This is a genomic window from Anaerocolumna aminovalerica, assembly GCF_900115365.1.
In the GTDB taxonomy this organism is placed as follows: Bacteria; Bacillota; Clostridia; order Lachnospirales; family Lachnospiraceae; genus Anaerocolumna; species Anaerocolumna aminovalerica.
Window position 1 is genome coordinate 82488 of record NZ_FOWD01000016.1, and the last position, 20149, is coordinate 102636.

The following is a 20149-nucleotide window of genomic DNA, read 5'->3' on the forward strand; positions in this document are numbered from 1 at the left end:
AAAACCTCCCTTCAAACCTAGTACAAAAATCGTATTCTTCTGCTATGAACGTTTGGTTTTCCAAGAAAGTCCTGGATATTTCAATTAAGCACTCCTGCTTCATATTTTAATATCTTTAGATTTTTTTGAATTAATTGATAACGCTGTTCTACACATTTTACTGATCTTAATGGATCTGCTGGGGTAGAAAATACATAATCCATTAATTTATCTAATGTTGTTGTTGCAACATGCATTCTAGTATCAGAAGATGCATAATAAATATATACACTACCATCTTCCCTTGCAATAGCACCATTGGTAAAAACAACATTAGACACATCTCCGACTCTCTCATTGCCAAGAGGAGCTATAAGATATCCAGACGGTTCTGCAATTACTTCCCATGGTTTTTGAAGATTAGTAGCAAAAGCATAGATAACATATCTTAGACCTGCTGCGGTATTCCTCACACCATGAGCAATATGTATAAATCCTTTTGGAGTCTTTATTGGAACTGCACCAGCACCATTCTTTGCTTCTGTGATAGTATGATATTTTCTTTTACTTGTAATAATTTCTTCATCAATCACTGCATGAGTAATATCATCACATAGTCCAAAGCCAATACCTCCGCCTGACCCGGTATTAATAAAATCATCCATAGGCCTCGTATAAAATGCATATTTACCATCAATAAATTCAGGGTGCAATACTACATTTCTCTGTTGTGGAGAATTTAGAGTCGTTAAATTATCTAATCTCTCCCATGTTTTCAAATCTTTTGTACGAACGATTCCAGCAGCTGCTATAGCAACAGATAAGTCATCCACTAAAGTATTTTTACTTTCAGAACAAAATACTCCATATATATAGCCATCTTCATGTTTTGTAAGGCGCATATCATATACATTTGTTTCTTCTGGATATTTATCTTCTAAAAGAATAGGATATTCAAAAAATTCAAAATTATCGACACCATTATCACTCACAGCAACACCAAAGAATGATTTTCTATCATTTCCTTCAATACGGGCAACAATATAAAACTTGCCATCTAATTCTATCGCACCAGAATTCATAACTGCATTTACAGAAAGTCTCTCCATAAAAAAAGGATTGGTATTCACATCTAGATCATACCTCCAAGTAAGAGGAATATGATCTCTGGTTAAAATTGGATTTTCCCAACGTTCAAAGATCCCATTATAAAAATCAGTTTTTTTATTTTTTTTTTGTATTAATACGTTATATTTTTCCAATTCAATATAGTATTGTTTATGCAGCATCTATATTCCTCCTGATAATTTCAAGACACATTCTTCCATTATGATAGGGACATTTCCATGGTTCTACAATTGGTTTCTTGCTTGTTGGATTTCCGTCTTCATTCACCTCCCAAAACCATTCTGAGTTCTTTCTTTTATCAACAAGAAATTGTTTAATAAAATTCCAGATAGAAATTACAGCTTCCATATATTCCTTCTTTTTCATATCATTTTGATAACCATTTAAAAAGCCAACTATGGCTTCAGCCTGAACCCACCAAATCCTAGAAGTGTTATCCACTCCATTTTCACATTCATTTAGAAGAGAATGTCTGACATAAGCCCTTTCATAAACTATCTGTGTTAAATTAGAGATAATTGGTTTCACTCTTTTGGTATAAGCCACATCATTCAATACTTCTAAGCCACGATCCAGTAGCCATGCTGTTTCAATATCATGACCATAGGACTGAAGATCAATTAAACTATTCCAATCTTTATCAAAAAAAACATCTTGGCGTAGTTTCTCTGGATTATATATTTTTTCCATAAAAATATCTAACATAAATCGTAATCTATTCTTAATTTTTTCTTCTTCTGTTACTCTGTAAAGTTCAGTATATGCCTCAAAAACATGTAGAAGTGTATTCATTGTTTTTTCTGCAATAATACCATTTTCAGAGAGTTTATCATTATTAACTGGCTCAAATTTAATATTAAAAGCTTCTTTATACCCATTAATATCCAAGCAGTTATCTTCGATAACATCATAAATAGACCATGCTAGTTCTATTGCTTCTGTCTTTTTCGAAATTTCATAATATGAAGATAATGCATACACCGCAAATGCCTGATTATATGTATGCTTTGTATTATCATAAACGGTTCCATCATAATTCAATGACCAATAGACTCCACCATTTATCTTATCGATACAGTGTTCTTTCAGAAAAGTATAAGCATGGTTAGCTTCTTTTAGTAGACTTTCATCTTTTAATAATTTATAAGCATTGGAAAAAAACCAGAGAATTCTACTATTTAAAATACAACCCTTTACTGCCTTCTCATTTATTTTCAAATCGTAATTAACATATCCATAATATCCACCATAAACATCATCATGAATACTCTTCCAAAATGGGATAATTACATTATTTAAATGATTTCTCACTTCTTCAATTAGCATATTTCTACCTCGTACTTATCTTTTCCCAATTTCCGTATCCGATTCTGATACTTTACTATTATCTTTAATATAACCAACTAATTCATCAACTTTTGAAAATGCCAAACCTACATAACTATCTGCTGCCCCATAATAGATTGCAATTCTTCCCGTTGCAGCATCATGAATTGTAGCACAAGGAAACGTTACATTAGGTACGAATCCTCTTTCTTCATACCATTCCTCAGGCGTTAATAAAAAATTCTCACAACGATATTTTATTATGGATGGATTATCCATATCTAATATGGCCCCACCAATGCTATACACATAACCATTACAGGTGCTGGATACTCCGTGATATAGTAGCAACCATCCTTCTGTTGTCTCAATAGGAGCTGCTCCCCCTCCAATTTTAAGAGATTCCCACCAGTTGGAGCTTTTTCCCATTACATGTCTGTGTTTACCCCAGTAAACCATATCTTTACTTTCACTCACAAAGATATCACCAAAAGGAGTATGTCCACTATCACTTGGACGAGATAGCATTAAAAAATTTCCATTAATCTTTCTTGGAAATAGTACTGCATTACGGTTAAATGGTAAAAATGGATTTTCGATACGAATAAATTTTTTGAAATCCTTCGTTTTTGCCATCCCAATAGCCGCACCATAAAAGTCCTGACACCAGATTATGTAATAAATATCCTCTACTTTTACTAAGCGTGGATCATATGCATACAATGGCATGAATGGATTGCCCTCTTCATCTTCAAAAGGTATTCTGTTCTCATCAAAGTTCCATGTTATTCCATCCTCACTTCTTCCTAAATAAATATATGGAATTCCATTGGTTTGTTCACCACGAAAAACTCCAATGAACTCACCCCCGTAAGGAATAACTGCACTATTGAATATTCTTGCAACTCCTTTTACTGGATTTCTACCAATAATTGGGTTGTTGGAATACCTCCATACTGGAGAACCATACTTTCCTCCCTTCTTCTCCTCCCATGGTATCTTTTCTACTATATTTCCTATAATTTTTATGTCACCCATAGAATCTCCTATCTGCCTTTTAAGGCTATTTAATTTTTATCCTTTTACTGCACCTTGTGTTAATCCACTATATATTTGCTTTTGGCATATAATAAAAACAATAAGGGCAGGCAATAGAGTAATAATTACACCTGCACATATATAGTTATACTGATTTCCCATTGGGCCAGTAAATTTATATAAAGAAGTAGCTACTGTTACCAATTTGTCTTTTGATTGAAGGTAAAGATTTGCCATATAATATTCATTATAAGTACTTACCCCTTTTAATATAGCTACTGTTATAATTGCCGGTTTTAATAAAGGTAATAATATCTTAAAAAAAACACCAAAATAGCTTGCACCATCAATAATAGCTGATTCATCTAATGAAACAGGAATGTTTTCAAAGAATTGTAAGAATATATAAATAGATATGACATCCGTTCCCATCATAAGAATCATGTAACCTACCATAGTATTTATCAAATTTAAGCTATACATAATCTGATATACGGTTACCTGCATGGCAATACCAGGTAATAATGTTGCAACTAAAAACAGATTACGTATTAATCTATTCCCTCTAAATTGAAAACGATTTAATACATAAGCTAACATGGTACCTATCATTATTGCTCCGGCTAAAACAACAATCATAATGATTAAGGAATTTATGAATGCCTTTCCCATATTTGCTTTTTCCCAAGCAATCTTAAAATTTCCTATGTAACCCCAGTTTTCTGGCAAAGTCATAACATTGGTTCTTGAATATTCTTCTTCTGTTTTAAAGGCTGTAATTGCACAAACAACAACAGGAATTATTGACAAAAAAGATCCGAAAAGCAATGAGGCATATTTTATTAATATTAATATTGTATATTGTAATTTTTTCATTATTTTGCCTCCTTCGCCATCTTTTTAGCTATTTTTTTTGAGCTGTCTTCATTTCCATCATTAAATACATACCGGAAAAACATTTTCTGCAATAAGGTTGCAAATAAAATAATAATCAACAGTATTACTGCCATTGCAGATGCTAAGCCAACTTTCATATTTTGGTGGGCAATACGATCCATGATTACAAAATAAGTTCCTGTTCCAAAATTGCCACCTGTTATTACATATGGAGGTTCAAACGCACTTAAAGAACCTGTAATGGAAAGTATTAAATTAAGAACAACAATGGTTTTTATACTTGGTAATATAATATATCTAAATTTCTGCCAATAATTTGCACCATCCAGTGCAGCAGCTTCATACATTTCGCTATCAACAGACATAATTGCACCAATAAACAGCACCATATTCTGACCCATATACCTCCAAACAGAAGCAGCAGCTAATGAAATATTATTAATTCTCATGTCTTTTAACCAATATGGTAGTTTTTCTAAATCAAATCCTAAGAATCCCAATAAAGAATCCAATACAAAACCTCTTGTATAAAAAAATTTAAATATAAATCCCACAGCAATACCACATATTAAATAAGGGAAAAACAACATTCCTTTAAACAGACCTCCCCCTTTAACTTTAAAACTTAATAGTGTAGCAAAATATAGTGCAAGTGCTAATTGCACAAAAGATGCTCCCATATAATAAAAACTTAGTTTTAGCGCTTTAAAACAATCGTCTCTTTGAAAGACATCAATATAATTCCTTAATCCTACAAATTCCCGTTTTCCAATATATTTCATATTAAAGAAACTAAATTCAACCATTTTCCCAAAAGGTAGGTATGTAAATACAAATAATAGTACCAGTGGTATAAACATAAATGTAACAACAACAGTAGCTCGTTGTCCTTTACTACTTTTTAGCCATTTAATAAAGCCTTTTGATTTTCCTGATGATTTATGAACACTTAACTCACTCATATTTACCTCCTGTTAAGAAGGGTGTACTTATAGCATAGTTAAGTACACCCTAAAAACTTATGCTTTATCTGATGACTACCCGTTATCTCACTTTAATACCAAACTTTTCCTGTGCCTTTGACCATTTTGCATTCCAATCAGCTACGATTTCATCAAGTGTCATATCGCCTGTTAATGCATGCTCTAACACTTGACTAACATGGTAATTATCTACATTTAAGCCAATTTCAGATTCATTATTTATATCGTTAAAGAAAGTTTCTTCTCCAGGAGCTGCTGGGTTGTCTATTACTAAATCAACACCATCAAATGCAGATAAAACATCAGGATATTCTGCACCTACTTTAATTGGAATACCACCCTGATCATATGCAAAATTAGATTCTTCTGTTAACCATTTAATATACAGCATAGAAGCAATCTTATTTTCTTCTGAACTATTAATATTAATTCCATAGTTATAGTCAGGTCCTGCAGTAGCATATTGTTTCCCATTTATAGTAATAGGAAATGGCATATAACCAATATCATCGCCATTCTCACCCGCTTCTTGCATCTGCGTAACAGCCCAAGAACCCAGTACCATTGTTCCAATTTCACCATTATTAATCATACCTTTACAGCCTTCCCAATCCGTTGTAGTTGGGTCGTCCTCAATCAACCCTCTTGCAGTTGCTTCATATAATACATAATAAACTGCATAAGGTCCTGTCATATCATCACGTTTTGAAAATGGATTTTTACCATGTACTAAGCCATTATTCATAAAATCAGGATCACCTGTTGCGGATCCCCCTATGTATGCATCCCATGCTGTCATTGTCCAATTAGCAGCAAAATTAGAATACATTGGAATTGCATCTGTATTATCTTTGATTTTTTGCAGAACTGCTAAGAAATCATCTGGCGTCCTAGGCATTTCCGTAATACCAGCTTTTTCAAATACCTTTTTATTATAGACAATACCTTGTGCAGTACCAGTAGATGGAATACCATATACTTTATCTTGATAAGAAAAATTATTTAACATAATATATTCCTTATCAAGAGATGGTTTATCTCCAAAGCTAACAAATAAATTTGGTAGTTCATTCTTATCTATGGTTGTTGGTATCATGCAGATATCTCCCCAGTTATCTGTTGTTAATCTGATTGTAATATCTTCAAAATAATCAGTAGCTGCTTCGTATTCAATATTAATACCAGGATATATCTTCTGGAATTTTTTTATATAATCTGCAAATATTGTGTCGACAAGATCTGTTCTGTTTGTTAAAAACTTAATTGTTGCTTTAATGTCTTTGTAATCCTCACCTAATTTAATTTGATCAATAGTTTTAAGTGTTGAAGAATTACTATCTGCCCCATCCCCTTTTTCACTCACTTGTTCTTTCTCCGTATCTACTGTTTTTTTCTTATCACCACATCCAACAAGAGATACTGCAAGAATACATAATAACCCTAAGCTTAGCACTTTTTTCACTAATTTCATACCTTATCCTCCTTATAATTTTTTAAGTTAATTTAATTATTTTAACTTAAATATATTGTACTATAAAATTATTTTTTAGTCATTATATTATCTTGCGTTTTATAGCAGTATATTGTATTTTTTTATTATAATATTAAATTTATATTAGTACAAACTATATTTTCTAGTATTTTTACACAATTTTTTATATTGTAAAATTAGAACAAACTTGTAGATTAATGTACTTTTACTTCGAATTTATTCTTAATTTAATATAAATATTAGACTGATTCAACACAAATAATTCTATTACTTAATTATATAGTTGCATTTACTTAATTTTTATCATATAATTTTTTTAATATTACCCAATCAATCATAGGCGATTAATTAATTGAAAGGAGAATATTATGGAATTTCGAGAAGAATTTTTAGATTCATTACTATCAAATGAAATACTAACACCGTCGATTTCTTTAACTACTTATATTCCAGAATCAATACCAGTGTCTGAGAAATCTTCAAAAGCTCTTTTTTACCTGCAGGGATATGGTGATTTAAATGTTAATGCCCCATATTATTATGAAATCGAGAATTTAAACTCTTATCTTATTCTTTATACCTTAGAAGGAAAAGGTATTATTTCCTATAGGGGCAGAACCTATTTATTAACAGCTGGTTCTCTTATCTTTATAGATTGCCATTTAAAATATTCTATAAAAATCCATGATTGTAACTCATGGCATTTTCATCATGTATTTTTTAATGGGGGAGCAAGTAAATACTATTACAATTTATATATACATGATAATTCTATCATGATTAGTTTAAATGATTATTCACCCATACCTAATATATTTGATAATTTAAAACATAACCACTTTGCTAATACTATATTTGACGAATTAAGAAATTCTAGAACTCTGACAGATTTGTTAAGTGAAATATTATTTGAGAAAAATCATAAAAGAAAGGAAAAAGAAAATATACCATCTTATATTCTTGATATAAAAAGACAGTTTGAAAACAACTATAATGAATTCTATTCTTTAGACGCTCTTGCTTTAAAATATAATAAAAGTAAATATCGCATTTCCAGAGAATTTATAAGTTACCTGGAACTCTCACCGATTAATTATTTAATCAACTGCCGCATGAATGCTGCTAAAAATCTGCTATGGACAACGGATTATACTATAAATGAAATTAGTTCCCTTATTGGTATTGATAATACTAGCCATTTTATTAGACTATTCAAAAAGACAATGGGTGTCACTCCCTTAAATTATAGGAGGCAACGCCCATAGAAACCACGCATATTAGACTAATCCAGTTATCTAATATCTTTTACACTTTCTTTAATTATTACCTGACCTTCTACTACCTTGATGCCACCTTTATAAGTACCTTGAATCTTTTCAAGAATAGCCTCAACACTAATTATAGCCATTTCCTTCATATCAACTTCATAGGTAGTGATACCAACATTACTAAGGCTGGGAAATAAAAAATTATCAAATCCAACTACAGAAATGTCCTCTGGAACTCGATAACCATTTTTATTTAGTTCTCTAATTAATACTGATGCGACAAAATCACAATTACATACAAATGCAGTTGGCATATTCTTAGGAATATTAATAATAATATCTCCTGATTCTATGTTTCTATCTGACAATACCCATTCTTCTCGAACCTTGACACCATGTTCTAATAATGATTTGCAATAACCAAAATAGCGATCTGTAATACTACTCGTAGCCAATAAAGATCCGACATATGCTATATCTTTATGTCCCATTTCAAATAAGTAATTCGTCATTAGATACATTCCATAATAGCTATCAGAGATAACAGAATCATATTGGGATTTTTCATCATAGAAATCTAATAGTAATAATGGTACTTGCGATACTTCATATAACTTTTCCCGAAATTCTTTACTAATCTTGCCAATGATAATTAAGCCATCCACTTTTTTCTCACGAATGATTTTAGGGCATACTAGATTCTTCTCATCCTGTCTGTTTAATACTTCTAATAAAGTAAAACAGTCTTTGTTACTCCCCTGAGTTACAACATTTTGATAGAGTTCCCAGTAAAATGAAGTATATTGTGATAAATATCGTTCTGACACAATGACACCAATATTCTTATTGACAATATTACTCTCTGATTTGATAGAGGATGGATGCCTATATCCCATTTCTTTGGCTAAAACTTTTATTTTTTCTCGCATCTCTTCACTGACACCTTGTTTATCAGCCAATGCTTTTGAAACAGTTACTGTACTCACATTTAATACACTTGCTATATCAGCTAACTTTACAACTTTTGCCATTCCTTGTACCTCCAGCCTCTTATATATAATATTTAAAAGGTTAATTTAATTTTTTTTAAGTTAAATTAATTATAATTAAGTTAATTAGGTTTGTCAACTTAAAATAACAGTTATAAAAATTTAAAAATAAACATTGGTTTATTATAAATTAAGGGCTTCGCCGCATTTTTTTACTATTTGTTAAAAATTAAGCAGAGTATAATTTTTTGATACTCTGCTTTTTTAGTAATACTATATTTGATGTCTTAACTAAATGATATCAATTCCAATTCTCACAGAAGGCTTCTTACCCCTTATAGTTGTTATCAGTGCATCACAGCTTCCTTCAACCATATAGTTGCCAGTTCCTGCTGGAAGAAAAAAGCTATCGCCCTTTTTATAGGAAAGAATATCCTCACCTCCAGATATTTTTCCTTCTCCATCAAGCATAAGTATACTGACAAAAGATTCTTCCAACACCTGTCCTTTCATGAGGTGCATCATCTTTCCATCCAAGTTTAGCTTATCTACTGTAAAATAGTCACAGTCTGCCACATGGGGATAACAGTTCTTACTCTTGTTCAGTGGAACACGGTTTGTTACCGCCAGGGCCTTATCAATATGAAGCTCTCTCTTTTTTCCATCCTTTCCTACTCTTCCGTAATCATATATTCGGTATGTTAGGTTTGAATTTTGCTGTATTTCTGCTATCAGTATATCCTTACCAATAGCATGTATCGTTCCTGGCTCGATGAAGAATACATCTCCTTTTTGAACCGGAACTGCATTAAGCACTTCTATCAGTGTATCATTGTGGATCCGTTCCTTGAACTCTTCCTTACTAATTTCTTTTTTAAAACCGTAGTAGAGAAATGCATCTTTTCCTGCATCCATCACATACCACATCTCCGTCTTTCCGTACTGTCCCTCATTTTTCATTGCATAATGGTTGTCCGGATGTACCTGAATAGAAAGATTCTGCTTTGCATCAATTAATTTGATAAGGATAGGAAATTCTTTGAATCGACGGCAGTGAGTGCCCAGAACTACTTTCCCTTCCGCCTCAATATATTCTTCCAGCGTCTTCCCCATATAAGGCCCGTTGGCAACTATGGATGGACCATCAGGATGGCAGGACAGCTCCCAGCTCTCAGCAAGAATGTCCCCGGAATATTTCTTTCCGTACTCATCTACCAGCTTGTGTCCACCCCATAAATAATCTTTAAAACTTGGCTTTAACTTCAATATGCTCATAGCTTCTCACTCCTATCGCTGAAAAACCAGTGGATCACCTGCTCTGCCGGTTTTTCATATATTTGATAATATTTGTGATTTTCTGCTTCATCCGGTGAATAAAGCCTTGCATCCCAAGACCAGAAGGCCACTCCCTGCACCCATGATTTTTTTTTCATTGCATGAACAGCTTTTTCATACCATAGCTTCTGCTCCTGAAGATTTATACTGCCTTCTAATTTCCAGTCATTCGGTCTTTCCGATGAGCCTGTAGTTGACATACAACCACTTTCAGCAAAAAAGAACGGCTTTTTATATCTGTCTACCACTTTCTCTATCCTATTAAGCTGGTTCTCCCAGTCATCTGCAGGATAATATCCGCTGGAGGAGATTACATCCACACAGTCCCACCATTTCACATTATTCTCCTGATACTTGTCTGTATTGTAGCTAATCAGTCCATGATATTCTCCACGAATCTCCTCTATCAGCTTACGCCACTCGGTTTCTCTTCGCTCCGCCATAACCATCTCGCAGCCTACGATGAACATCTCACAGCCATTCTCTTCGGCAATCGTTGCATAGTGAAGCTGAAAATCCGCATAAGATGAAAACCATTCGAACCATTTCGGCTCACATGGCACGTCTTCATCAAAAAAATTAATATGTGCACGCCACGTTCCGTTGAGACAATTCACTGTGGGCTTCAAAAACACTCTAAGCCCCATTTCCTGAGCGTGGTGGATCATACATTTCAGTTCTTTATCTGACATCGTGTGCTCTGAAGTATAGTCGATTACCGTTGACTGAGGCGTCTGCTGTACACCCCCAGGTACCAGTATAACAGTATTCGTTCCCAACCGTTCTTTCATTATCTTCATACTAAGCAGGGGTTCCTCCCCCAACAGCGTATTCCGCCCCGCAAAGGGAGCAAATGTCATTCCTCTGATATATTCCATATCCCGCTATCTCCTATTCTATCTTCTGTTGTTTTTAATCTATACCATTTTTCTAAAATCTTACCCTTATTCTAGATTACACCCCTATACTAACTGGTTCTTCAGTATTGCCTTTATTTCTATACACACAGCCTTCAATTGAATAAGGACTGGTGACAGGACCCCAATGAAATTTTTTGGAAGAATCCCATATTCCCCCTATTCTGCCAGTGTCTCCACAACCTTTTGTAAATCTGGAAGTTTCATGGACGCATCCTCTTCACTGCTACCCTTGATACCAATGTAAAATTTAATCTTCGGCTCAGTTCCTGACGGATACAGTACCAAGCACCATCCTCCAATTCAAAGTAAAGTACGTTGGATTTTGGAAACCCTGTCACAGTCACTTCTCCAGTTACACATTCTCTTAACACATCCTTTATGTAATCCGGGAACTGAAGCATTTTAAGTCCGCCGATATCTTCTAGCACATTTGTGCGGATCTGTTCCATCATCGACTGAATCTTTTGTGCACCCATGTAAACAGAAAAACAAAAACAACTGCCCATATTGACTCCCACAATATTCTTCCGTTGTACTGAAGTTCCTCACGACCAGGCCATATTTTCATCATCTTCTGCCTCCAAAAGTTCAATCAGGCAGCTCTTGTAATCCGCCTGTACAGAAGGCATTCGAAGTCCAGCCTGCATCAGTGCTGCTCCAGAATATTCTGTCCCATCAGTCACGTATTTCTTGTTACCGTCCAACCCTTTCAAACGCATAAAACGACTTTTTCCGTTTGCTCTTGCCCTTACGTGAACATAGAAAATAAGAGCCTTCTTTTTATCTTTATCCACGATCATCCAACTGTCATAGTACCCATTCTCCCTATATGAAGCTAGCCGGTAATAATCCCCTTCTCTGATTAACTTATTGTATTTGTGATATTCTTGTATCTGCTTCTTTACAATCTTCTTTTCTTCCACTGACAATTTTGTGATATCCAGCTCATACCCGAATGTTCCTAACAGTGCCACATGTCCTCTTGTTTCAAACGGAGTTGTCCTTCCCACTGTATGGTTTGGGCAGATGCTCACATGAGTACCCATTGTAGACACTGGATAAACCAGTGCTGTTCCTTCCTGAATTGCAAGCCTTTCAATAGCATCAGTATCATCCGAACACCATATCTGCGGACTATAATAGAGCATTCCTGCATCAAAACGGGCACCACCTCCAGAACAGTTTTCAAGTAGTAGATACGGAAAATCCGTAATCAACCTTTCCTGCATTCGATAAACGCCCAACATATACCTATGACAAAGTTCTCCCTGACGATCCGACTCAAGAGCAAAACTTCCCATAGTTGCCAGTTGTCTATTCATGTCCCATTTTACATAAGAAATATCTGCACTTCTTAAAACAGATGCAATCATTTCATAAATACTATCCACAACTTCTTCTCTCGAAAAATCTAGAACATACTGTGCCCGGCTCTGAGTTGTATCACGCCCCGGAATTTGAATTGCCCAGTCCGGATGTGCCTTATACAATTCCGAATCCGGTGAAATCATCTCAGGTTCAATCCAGATACCAAACTTCATGCCAAGTTTTTTCACTTCTTCCACCAGATTATTAAGCCCCCCCCTGATCTTCTCTTCATTTACATACCAGTCCCCAAGTGAGCTGTCATCCAGATTTCTCTTTCCAAACCATCCGTCATCCATAACAATCATCTCAATCCCAAGTACTGCCGCATCTTTCGCAATATCCAAGAGTTTTTCTTCGTCAAAATCAAAGTAAGTTGCCTCCCAATTATTAATCAAAATTGGTCGTTTTTTATGAAGATAAGGACTTCTGATCAGATGAATTCTGTACAGATTATGAAAAGTACGCGTCATCTTGCCAAATCCTTCGTCGGAATAAATTAGAACCACCTCTGGTGCAGTAAATATTTCCCCTGGATTAAGCTTCCATGTAAAACCTTCTGGATGGATCCCAACAAGCATACGCAAAGAATCAAACTGGTTCTTTTCCACCTGTGCAATAAAGTTTCCAGAATAAATAAAATTCATGGCATATACTTCACCTGTATCCTGTGTTGTTTCCGGCGTATTCAGAGCTATAAACGGATGTTCCTGATGACTGGATACCCCCCTAAAAGAAGCAATATTTTGTCTACCGTATCCGACAGGCATACGCTGTACATGACGTTCCCTTGCCCAAGAACCAAACAAACCTGTCACTTCAAAATTTCTGTCATCCATATCCAAACAGGCACTCAGCACCTTTTCAAGATAAAACGGTCTATCTCCCCTATTCTTCACAATCACGGATCTGGTAATGACATCCAATCCTTCAAAAATAGAATACATCAGTATAATTTGAAGTCCCAGCACTTTATCTCCAGCATATATCTTAAGCGTCATACAGTCCGATTCACAGCCCCATGTAGCTGGAAGACCGGAAAGCTCCGGTTTTCCATTTATAATCTCGTAGTTTTCATAAGCCAGTTCACTAGCCCTGTATCCCTCCTCGCTTCTAATACATAAGGCACTTTCTCTGTAGTCTCCCATTCCTGTCTCTGGATATTCCATAAACGTGCTATCATGAAAAGAACCTTTCTCCCGCTTATTCTTTGACGGTACAAATGGTGCCTCATCCTCCCTAAGTAGATAGCGGATATCTGCATCTTCAAGACGTTTTCCGTAATACAGATGCGCCAGATATTTATCATCCACGACAGCGATTCCATATGTCGTATGATCCGTATGTATCAGAAACACTTTATTTTTTTCATTAAATACAATTTTCATTACGCCTCCTATTTTTAATTATAATTAACTTAATAATATCGAATATTATTCTAATGTCAACCTTTTTTTAATCTTTTTTAATTAATTTTTAAATTAAAAGCCGCTCCTATAAAAAAGTTTTAACACTCAGAAAAACCGCCTATATAATATCACTCATACGAACAGTAGAGATTATAACCATAGTTTTGCATATATCTAAGTTCTGATCTAGCCCGAGTCAATTGATTCTCAAGGTGGTTTCGAGTATTTCTATTTTGAATTTTTGACATATTGATTCGGAAAGATAATGAAAGATTCTATGCTACACACAGTTTCTTTTCTTTTGATGACTTCTCTAAGCAACTAAGTATATATAACCAAAGGGACTATTATAACTTTCCAATGAGACCTCTAGGATGGAAATCTCCTAGAACTACTCTCATGAATTTCTTGAAGTATGGTGTAACATATGTTTGACAAACCAACAGAAAGCTATTGGAAACTTTAAGATATCTCTTGAACGAAAGGGATTTTTCTGTTCCTGAATTTAAAAATTATCTTTCCATGATGAATTCCCGTGGTATTACATCTATAAAAGAAATGGGATTTGATGATTATTATGACTTTACTGAAGTACTGAAAGAATTGGAAGAAAAGGAAGAACTTACAGCAAGAGTTCATTTTATGAGTCAGCCAGTTAGTGCACTGATGAATCTGGAATACGGTCAGAAAATGAGAAACATGTTAAAAGACGAATTCGTTCGTTTTTCTGGCTTCAATCAGATGACAGATGGCTCTATCAGCCAGTTAAAAGGGGATATGAAACAACCGTATCTTTGTAAAAATACCTGTTGTGCAAAAAACGTCAATGGGAAGGCATAAAAGCTGATGTGTTAGCTGCAGATGCAGAAGGATTTCGCTTCTCATTACACCCTCAAGGTGATGGTGCTATTTGCAAAACTATAGATATTTTTGATTCCTGTATAAAAGATGATAACAATAAATTAGTAAACCGCCATGCAATTACTGACCTAGAATGCTGAGATCCTGCGGATTTAAATCGGTCAGTATAATCTAGGACGTGAATACGAACTTGGAGTTCTCGAAACAGGATAAATTGGCAGATATATTTCTGTATTAGATGCTGACATTTTTCATACATCTATGGACACTATCTGTGACGTGAAAGTTTCCATGACTATCGTTAACGGAAAGGTTGTATATAAAGCATAGATACCAATTACCAAAGAACTTAATATACAAAACGTCTATACTACCAATTTATAAGCAGAATAGACATTTATATAAAGGCATCTCCCAAGCATTAAATAAAGGCTGTCTAATTTCTCATATATAAACTGTCTAAAACAAAAAATCATTCTAAGTCTTATGTGGAATCCTACCCGAGATTCTTCCATAAAGACTTAGAATGATATAGTCTAACTTCTATCATATTTTAAAAAACACTAATCTTCCTCTTCCGTATTATCTTCCGGTACAATAATATTCAATACAAACGCTATTGCAAAGGCAAGAACAATAGGAGATTTGCCAATTATATTTTGTACATCAACAGGTAAGAACTGTAAAGATTTAGTAACCGTACTGATACCAACACCAAGAGCAAGGGCAATACCAACAATCATCTTATTACGATAATTTAAAGGCTGTTGTGAAATTAATTGGATACCGGACATGGTAATCGCAGCGAATACTGTAACTGTTGCACCGCCTAATACCGGATAGGGGATGGTAGTCATAAGCGCACCAAATTTGGGACACAGACCGGCTGCAATCATAATAACACCAACAATGGTAAATACTCTTTTTGCTATAACCTTTGTAGTAACAATTAAACCAACATTCTGGCTGTAAGGGTCAGTTGGCAAACCGCCCATACATGCTCCTAACATACCGCAGATACCTTGTCCCTTAATAGCTCCGCCAAGTTCTTTATCCGTAGCTTCACGATTAAATGCACCTATGGTAGTGGATGAAACGTCACCTATTGTTTGTACTGCTTGTACTATGTACATTAGAATCATAGAAATAATAGCTGATGGATGGAATTCAATTCCCCACTTCATAAAACGTGGAAGTGCAAGCCATGATGAACTTACTACATTATCAAAACTAATATCACCCATAAAAAGAGCAATTACATATCCAACACCAATACCAATCAACATACCGGATACTTTAATATATCCTTTGCCAAATAAACTGCATGCAAGGGTAACCGCTAAAACAACTAAAGCTACAATCCAATATTGAGTCTTTCCAAAATCATCTGCATTAGCATTACCGCCTGCCATATAATTAATTGCTGTGGTATATAAGGATAAACCTATACTTAGTACTACCGTACCACTTACAATTGGCGGGAAAAACTTTCTTAATTTACCTATAAACATACCTATAAATATTGAAGCAAAGGCACCTACCAATTGAGCTCCAAAAATGGCTTTAATACCATAACTTAAACCAATAGCAGATAATATTGGCATATACGCAAAGGCTACACCCATTACGTTTGGTAACCCCATACCAAAACCAAATACAGGAAATAACTGAATCAAAGTAGTGATACCACCAATTAACATAGCAGCCTGCATTAAAATTATTTTATCACTTTCTGGCAGACCCAGTAGTTGCGCAATTAATATAGGTGGAGTAATATTACCTACCAACATTGCTAAAACATGCTGCATAGCCTGTGGAAATGCTAAGCCCCAGCTAGGCTTGCCGTTTAATTCAAAAAGTGCTTTGTCCGATCTTTCAACTTTCTTATTTATCATATAATAACCTTCCTTTTCGATATTCTACATGTCTTCAAATAGAAAACGGCTTAAAGGCTTTAACCATCTGTTATGTAAATCCTCCCTTCTCTGGTTTTAATTTTTACTGATGGTTTCAGACCTTATTTAATAGCAAATAACGCACATGAATATAAAATTCATATAAAGATTATTCTCTATTCAGTTTTTATGTATTTCCGTACCCGTTTTAATATTAATAACAACTTAAAAATATACAAAAAAATTCATATTTTATGTTTTATTTATACATTTTTAATACTTATTTTATTTTACGACATTAGTATACAATATAATTCTTACAAAAGCAAGACTGGATTTTATGTTATTATCATCTACTTGTACAACAAATTAGAAAAAGAATAATTTTACAATTAGTGAATTTTATGATATACTAGTTGAAAGTTTCTTTCAGCTGTATGATTCTCTCCTGCATTTAAAGAATGGAGGATTCTATTGTTAAATCTAAAGAAGATCTTATTATCTGTACTATTATCTTTTATATCAATTCCTTTTATTCTGCCTTCACAGCCAGCAAATGCAGTTTCCTCAGAAATCTCATTTATAATACTAACACAATACGAAAAAACCGTTACTATAAGTGATGAATTCTACATAATTGCTTTAACTTCCACTGGTAAGAAACCAACATGGAAAAGCAGTGATTCTAAAATAGCCTCAGTGAATAAGTATGGTAAAGTCACTGCTAAAAAAGCCGGTACAGCGGTTATCACAGCCAGTATAAAAGGAGCATATGCCTCCTGTCTGGTTACGGTTAATTCTCCCACTGTTACCCTAAACCAATCCCATATCACTTTATACCGGGGACAGGGTGCCAAACTTTCTGCTAAAGTTTCATCCAAAGTTAAACCTAAATGGAAAACCAGCAAAAAAAGTGTTGCTACAGTAGATCAAAATGGTAATATAACAGCCGTCAAAAATGGAACTGCTGTCATCACCGCAACCGTTAACGGTGTTTCTGACATTTGCGAAGTAATTGTAAAAAAACCCGTAATTACTTTAAGTGCAGAGGAACTGACTATAAAAGCGGGTTCTGCCACTTCAATTACTGCCAATGTATCCTCGGGTAATTCTCCCATCTGGTCAACCAGTAATTCAAAAATTATATCCATAAACTCCAAAGGACAAATAAAGGCACTAAAAAAAGGAAGGGCCTATGTCTATGCAAAGGAAGACGGAACTAAAGCAAGATGTACTATCTATGTAACTGAGTAATTATAATCTATGGGGAGAGAAGTGTAAAAAACATCTTTAAGCAAAGTAATATCAATGGTGTAAGAATGAAAGCTGAAAGAAACTTCTGAAAATATGGTACCAAAAAATTGCATTAACACGTTCCATTCTGCAATTACATATTTAAATCCAATCTTTATAATTTATTATATAAATTAGTTAATTTTTATTGTATAATATCTATAAGTTTCTATACTATGTTTGTCCAAAAAATTAATTTGTACACAAATCATACATAATTTTAATGTATAATGAATTACATAAGGGATTATGTTCTGATACCCGGACAAAAATGAAGTATTATCTAAGATACCCCAAAGGGATATCCTGTTTTGAAGTATGAAACATAACTGCAAAGCAGTTCCTGCGGAAATATGGTAATGAAACCGGAGAGGCTTAATTATTATATTTCCTCGGATTTTCATGTGCTGTTTGCTGCCGCAAAAGACAGCCATAACACCATGTGTGAAAGAAATATAATATCGAAAGGATGCCACAAAGGAATCTTTCACATAAGTTATAAGTGGCGCTATCACAAGAAACATGTGATATGAAATGGGTGTAAAATATGAATGATGCAACACAAAATGAAAAAAATTCTACAAGTATGAGCAAAATGAGAAAAATTGAAAGAAAAAAAGAAATTAAAAAGATGAAACGTGATGCTTACTTATCTAAGATTGTTTCTATCAGCTTAATTGTTCTGGTGTGTGTTGGTTTTGTAGCCTTATTCGCTTACTCTGTACAACGAAGTATTAACAGAGTAAGACCAAGCAGTGACTTTAGTGCAAGGCTGACAGAAGATGGCTTAATAAAAGATGTACAAGTATCTGATCATATAGTATTAGGTGATTATTCCAATATTATCATACCAAAAAGTGAAGTAGAATATACCGATAAAGATATGGAAAAGGATATTCAGGAATTATTGGAAAACCATGGTACCCTGGAAACAGAAACCGATGCGTTGATTAAAGATGGTGATCAAGTAAGCATCGACTATGTGGGAACTGTTGATGGAAAAGAATTTGAAGGTGGTAATACAAAAAATGCCGGAACAGATTTAGTAATCGGCTCCGGAACCTATGTAGATGATTTTGAAGAACAATTAATCGGTCATGGCGTTGGTGATAAAGTGACCGTAGAAGTAACTTTCCCAGCAGATTATAAAGAAGAATCTTTAGCCGGAAAAGATGCAGTTTTTGAAGTTGAAATTAATGGAATTTATAACATACCGGAATTAACAGATGCCTTTGTAAAAGAAAACCTATCTGAATATGCAATGACTGCTGACGGATATAAGGAATATTTAAAAAAATCCAAATATGAAGATAAGCTAAACACTTGGTTAGAAGATTACCTAATGGATAATACTACCGTTTCATCCTATCCTGAGAAATATATAAAGCATTTAAAATCCATTCAGAAATTCGAAGATCAAAGTTATTTTGAATATATGAATCAATTATATACTTCTTTTGGATCAACCCCACCTTATGCAAGTTTTGAACAATATATCGGTATGTCTGAGAAAGAATACGATGCAGGGTTAGAGAAAAAAGTGCAAGATCCGGCTAAGATGGCTTTATTGTTCCAAATGATTTATCAAAAAGAAGGTCTTAAAGTAACATTAGATGAATTTGATAAATATCTGGGTGACAAAGCAACAGAGGATTATGATACTCTTATTAAGTCATATGGTAAAGGGTATATTATGCAGGATTTAATACATGAAAAAGTATTAGAATACTTAAAAGAAAATTCCGTTATAGAGTAATTGAAACTGGTTGTTTGAAGAATCAAAAACTTTTTAAATAATGACTATAAAAATAGCTTTCTTTGGTACAAGTTAATCACCAAAGAAAGCTATTTATTATGGCTCTTTGTCAAGTTTTGGGGTGGGTTCCCTTGGAACCCACTTTACAACTGGTATTAGAGCCTTTTTGATATTCTACTTATAATTATCTGTTTTTGGGTACACGAAATAAACCT

General features: G+C 34.2%; 16 protein-coding genes. 4 read left to right on the plus strand and 12 right to left on the minus strand.

The window, feature by feature from the left end; translation table 11 throughout:
* Positions 1-80: 80 nt before the first annotated feature.
* From BM183_RS10640 to BM183_RS10665, 6 genes are all read right to left on the minus strand, one after another.
* Complete coding sequence (locus BM183_RS10640; RefSeq protein ID WP_091686812.1) at positions 81-1268, minus strand: glycoside hydrolase family 130 protein; 1188 nt, start codon at positions 1266-1268, stop codon at positions 81-83.
* A complete protein-coding gene (locus BM183_RS10645) occupies positions 1258-2433 on the minus strand; it encodes an AGE family epimerase/isomerase (protein WP_091686814.1) in 1176 nt (391 codons plus the stop codon). The genes BM183_RS10640 and BM183_RS10645 overlap by 11 nt, the downstream gene beginning before the upstream one ends.
* A gap of 15 nt (positions 2434-2448) precedes the next feature.
* Positions 2449-3471: a glycoside hydrolase family 130 protein gene (locus BM183_RS10650; RefSeq protein WP_091686815.1), complete on the minus strand. Its 1023-nt coding sequence runs from the start codon at positions 3469-3471 to the stop codon at positions 2449-2451.
* Between the two features lie 36 nt (positions 3472-3507).
* On the minus strand, positions 3508-4347 hold the full coding sequence (locus tag BM183_RS10655; protein ID WP_091686817.1) for a carbohydrate ABC transporter permease: 840 nt from the start codon (positions 4345-4347) through the stop codon (positions 3508-3510).
* On the minus strand, positions 4347-5330 hold the full coding sequence (locus BM183_RS10660) for a carbohydrate ABC transporter permease (protein ID WP_091686818.1): 984 nt from the start codon (positions 5328-5330) through the stop codon (positions 4347-4349). Before BM183_RS10660 ends, BM183_RS10655 begins: the two co-directional genes overlap by 1 nt.
* An 82-nt stretch (positions 5331-5412) precedes the next feature.
* Positions 5413-6822 carry an ABC transporter substrate-binding protein gene (locus BM183_RS10665; RefSeq protein ID WP_091686820.1) on the minus strand — a complete coding sequence of 470 codons (1410 nt, stop codon included), beginning with the start codon at positions 6820-6822 and terminating at the stop codon, positions 5413-5415.
* A gap of 389 nt (positions 6823-7211) precedes the next feature.
* Between BM183_RS10665 and BM183_RS10670 the strand changes: the two genes are divergently transcribed.
* A complete protein-coding gene (locus BM183_RS10670; RefSeq protein ID WP_091686822.1) occupies positions 7212-8108 on the plus strand; it encodes a helix-turn-helix domain-containing protein in 897 nt (298 codons plus the stop codon).
* Positions 8109-8134: 26 nt separating this feature from the next.
* On the opposite strand, the gene BM183_RS10675 is transcribed toward BM183_RS10670, so the two are convergent.
* From BM183_RS10675 to BM183_RS10690, 5 genes are all read right to left on the minus strand, one after another.
* Positions 8135-9142 carry a LacI family DNA-binding transcriptional regulator gene (locus BM183_RS10675; protein WP_091686823.1) on the minus strand — a complete coding sequence of 336 codons (1008 nt, stop codon included), beginning with the start codon at positions 9140-9142 and terminating at the stop codon, positions 8135-8137.
* 249 nt (positions 9143-9391) lie between these two features.
* Complete coding sequence (locus BM183_RS10680; protein WP_091686825.1) at positions 9392-10375, minus strand: type I phosphomannose isomerase catalytic subunit; 984 nt, start codon at positions 10373-10375, stop codon at positions 9392-9394.
* Complete coding sequence (locus BM183_RS10685) at positions 10372-11313, minus strand: glycoside hydrolase family 113 (protein WP_091686827.1); 942 nt, start codon at positions 11311-11313, stop codon at positions 10372-10374. Before BM183_RS10685 ends, BM183_RS10680 begins: the two co-directional genes overlap by 4 nt.
* Before the next feature lie 242 nt (positions 11314-11555).
* Positions 11556-11861 carry a hypothetical protein gene (locus tag BM183_RS20525; protein WP_242960968.1) on the minus strand — a complete coding sequence of 102 codons (306 nt, stop codon included), beginning with the start codon at positions 11859-11861 and terminating at the stop codon, positions 11556-11558.
* Between the two features lie 39 nt (positions 11862-11900).
* Positions 11901-14108: an alpha-galactosidase gene (locus BM183_RS10690; RefSeq protein WP_091686829.1), complete on the minus strand. Its 2208-nt coding sequence runs from the start codon at positions 14106-14108 to the stop codon at positions 11901-11903.
* Between the two features lie 495 nt (positions 14109-14603).
* Between BM183_RS10690 and BM183_RS10700 the strand changes: the two genes are divergently transcribed.
* Positions 14604-14969, plus strand: a complete 366-nt coding sequence (locus tag BM183_RS10700; RefSeq protein WP_091686831.1) for an amidohydrolase family protein — start codon at positions 14604-14606, stop codon at positions 14967-14969.
* Positions 14970-15553: 584 nt separating this feature from the next.
* Here the strand turns inward: BM183_RS10700 and BM183_RS10705 are convergent.
* Complete coding sequence (locus BM183_RS10705; RefSeq protein WP_091686832.1) at positions 15554-16885, minus strand: uracil-xanthine permease family protein; 1332 nt, start codon at positions 16883-16885, stop codon at positions 15554-15556.
* Between the two features lie 474 nt (positions 16886-17359).
* On the opposite strand from BM183_RS10705, the gene BM183_RS10710 reads away from it, so the two are divergent.
* Positions 17360-18139: an Ig-like domain-containing protein gene (locus tag BM183_RS10710; protein ID WP_091686834.1), complete on the plus strand. Its 780-nt coding sequence runs from the start codon at positions 17360-17362 to the stop codon at positions 18137-18139.
* Between the two features lie 586 nt (positions 18140-18725).
* Complete coding sequence (locus BM183_RS10715; RefSeq protein ID WP_091686835.1) at positions 18726-19934, plus strand: FKBP-type peptidyl-prolyl cis-trans isomerase; 1209 nt, start codon at positions 18726-18728, stop codon at positions 19932-19934.
* The last annotated feature ends 215 nt before the right edge of the window (positions 19935-20149 follow it).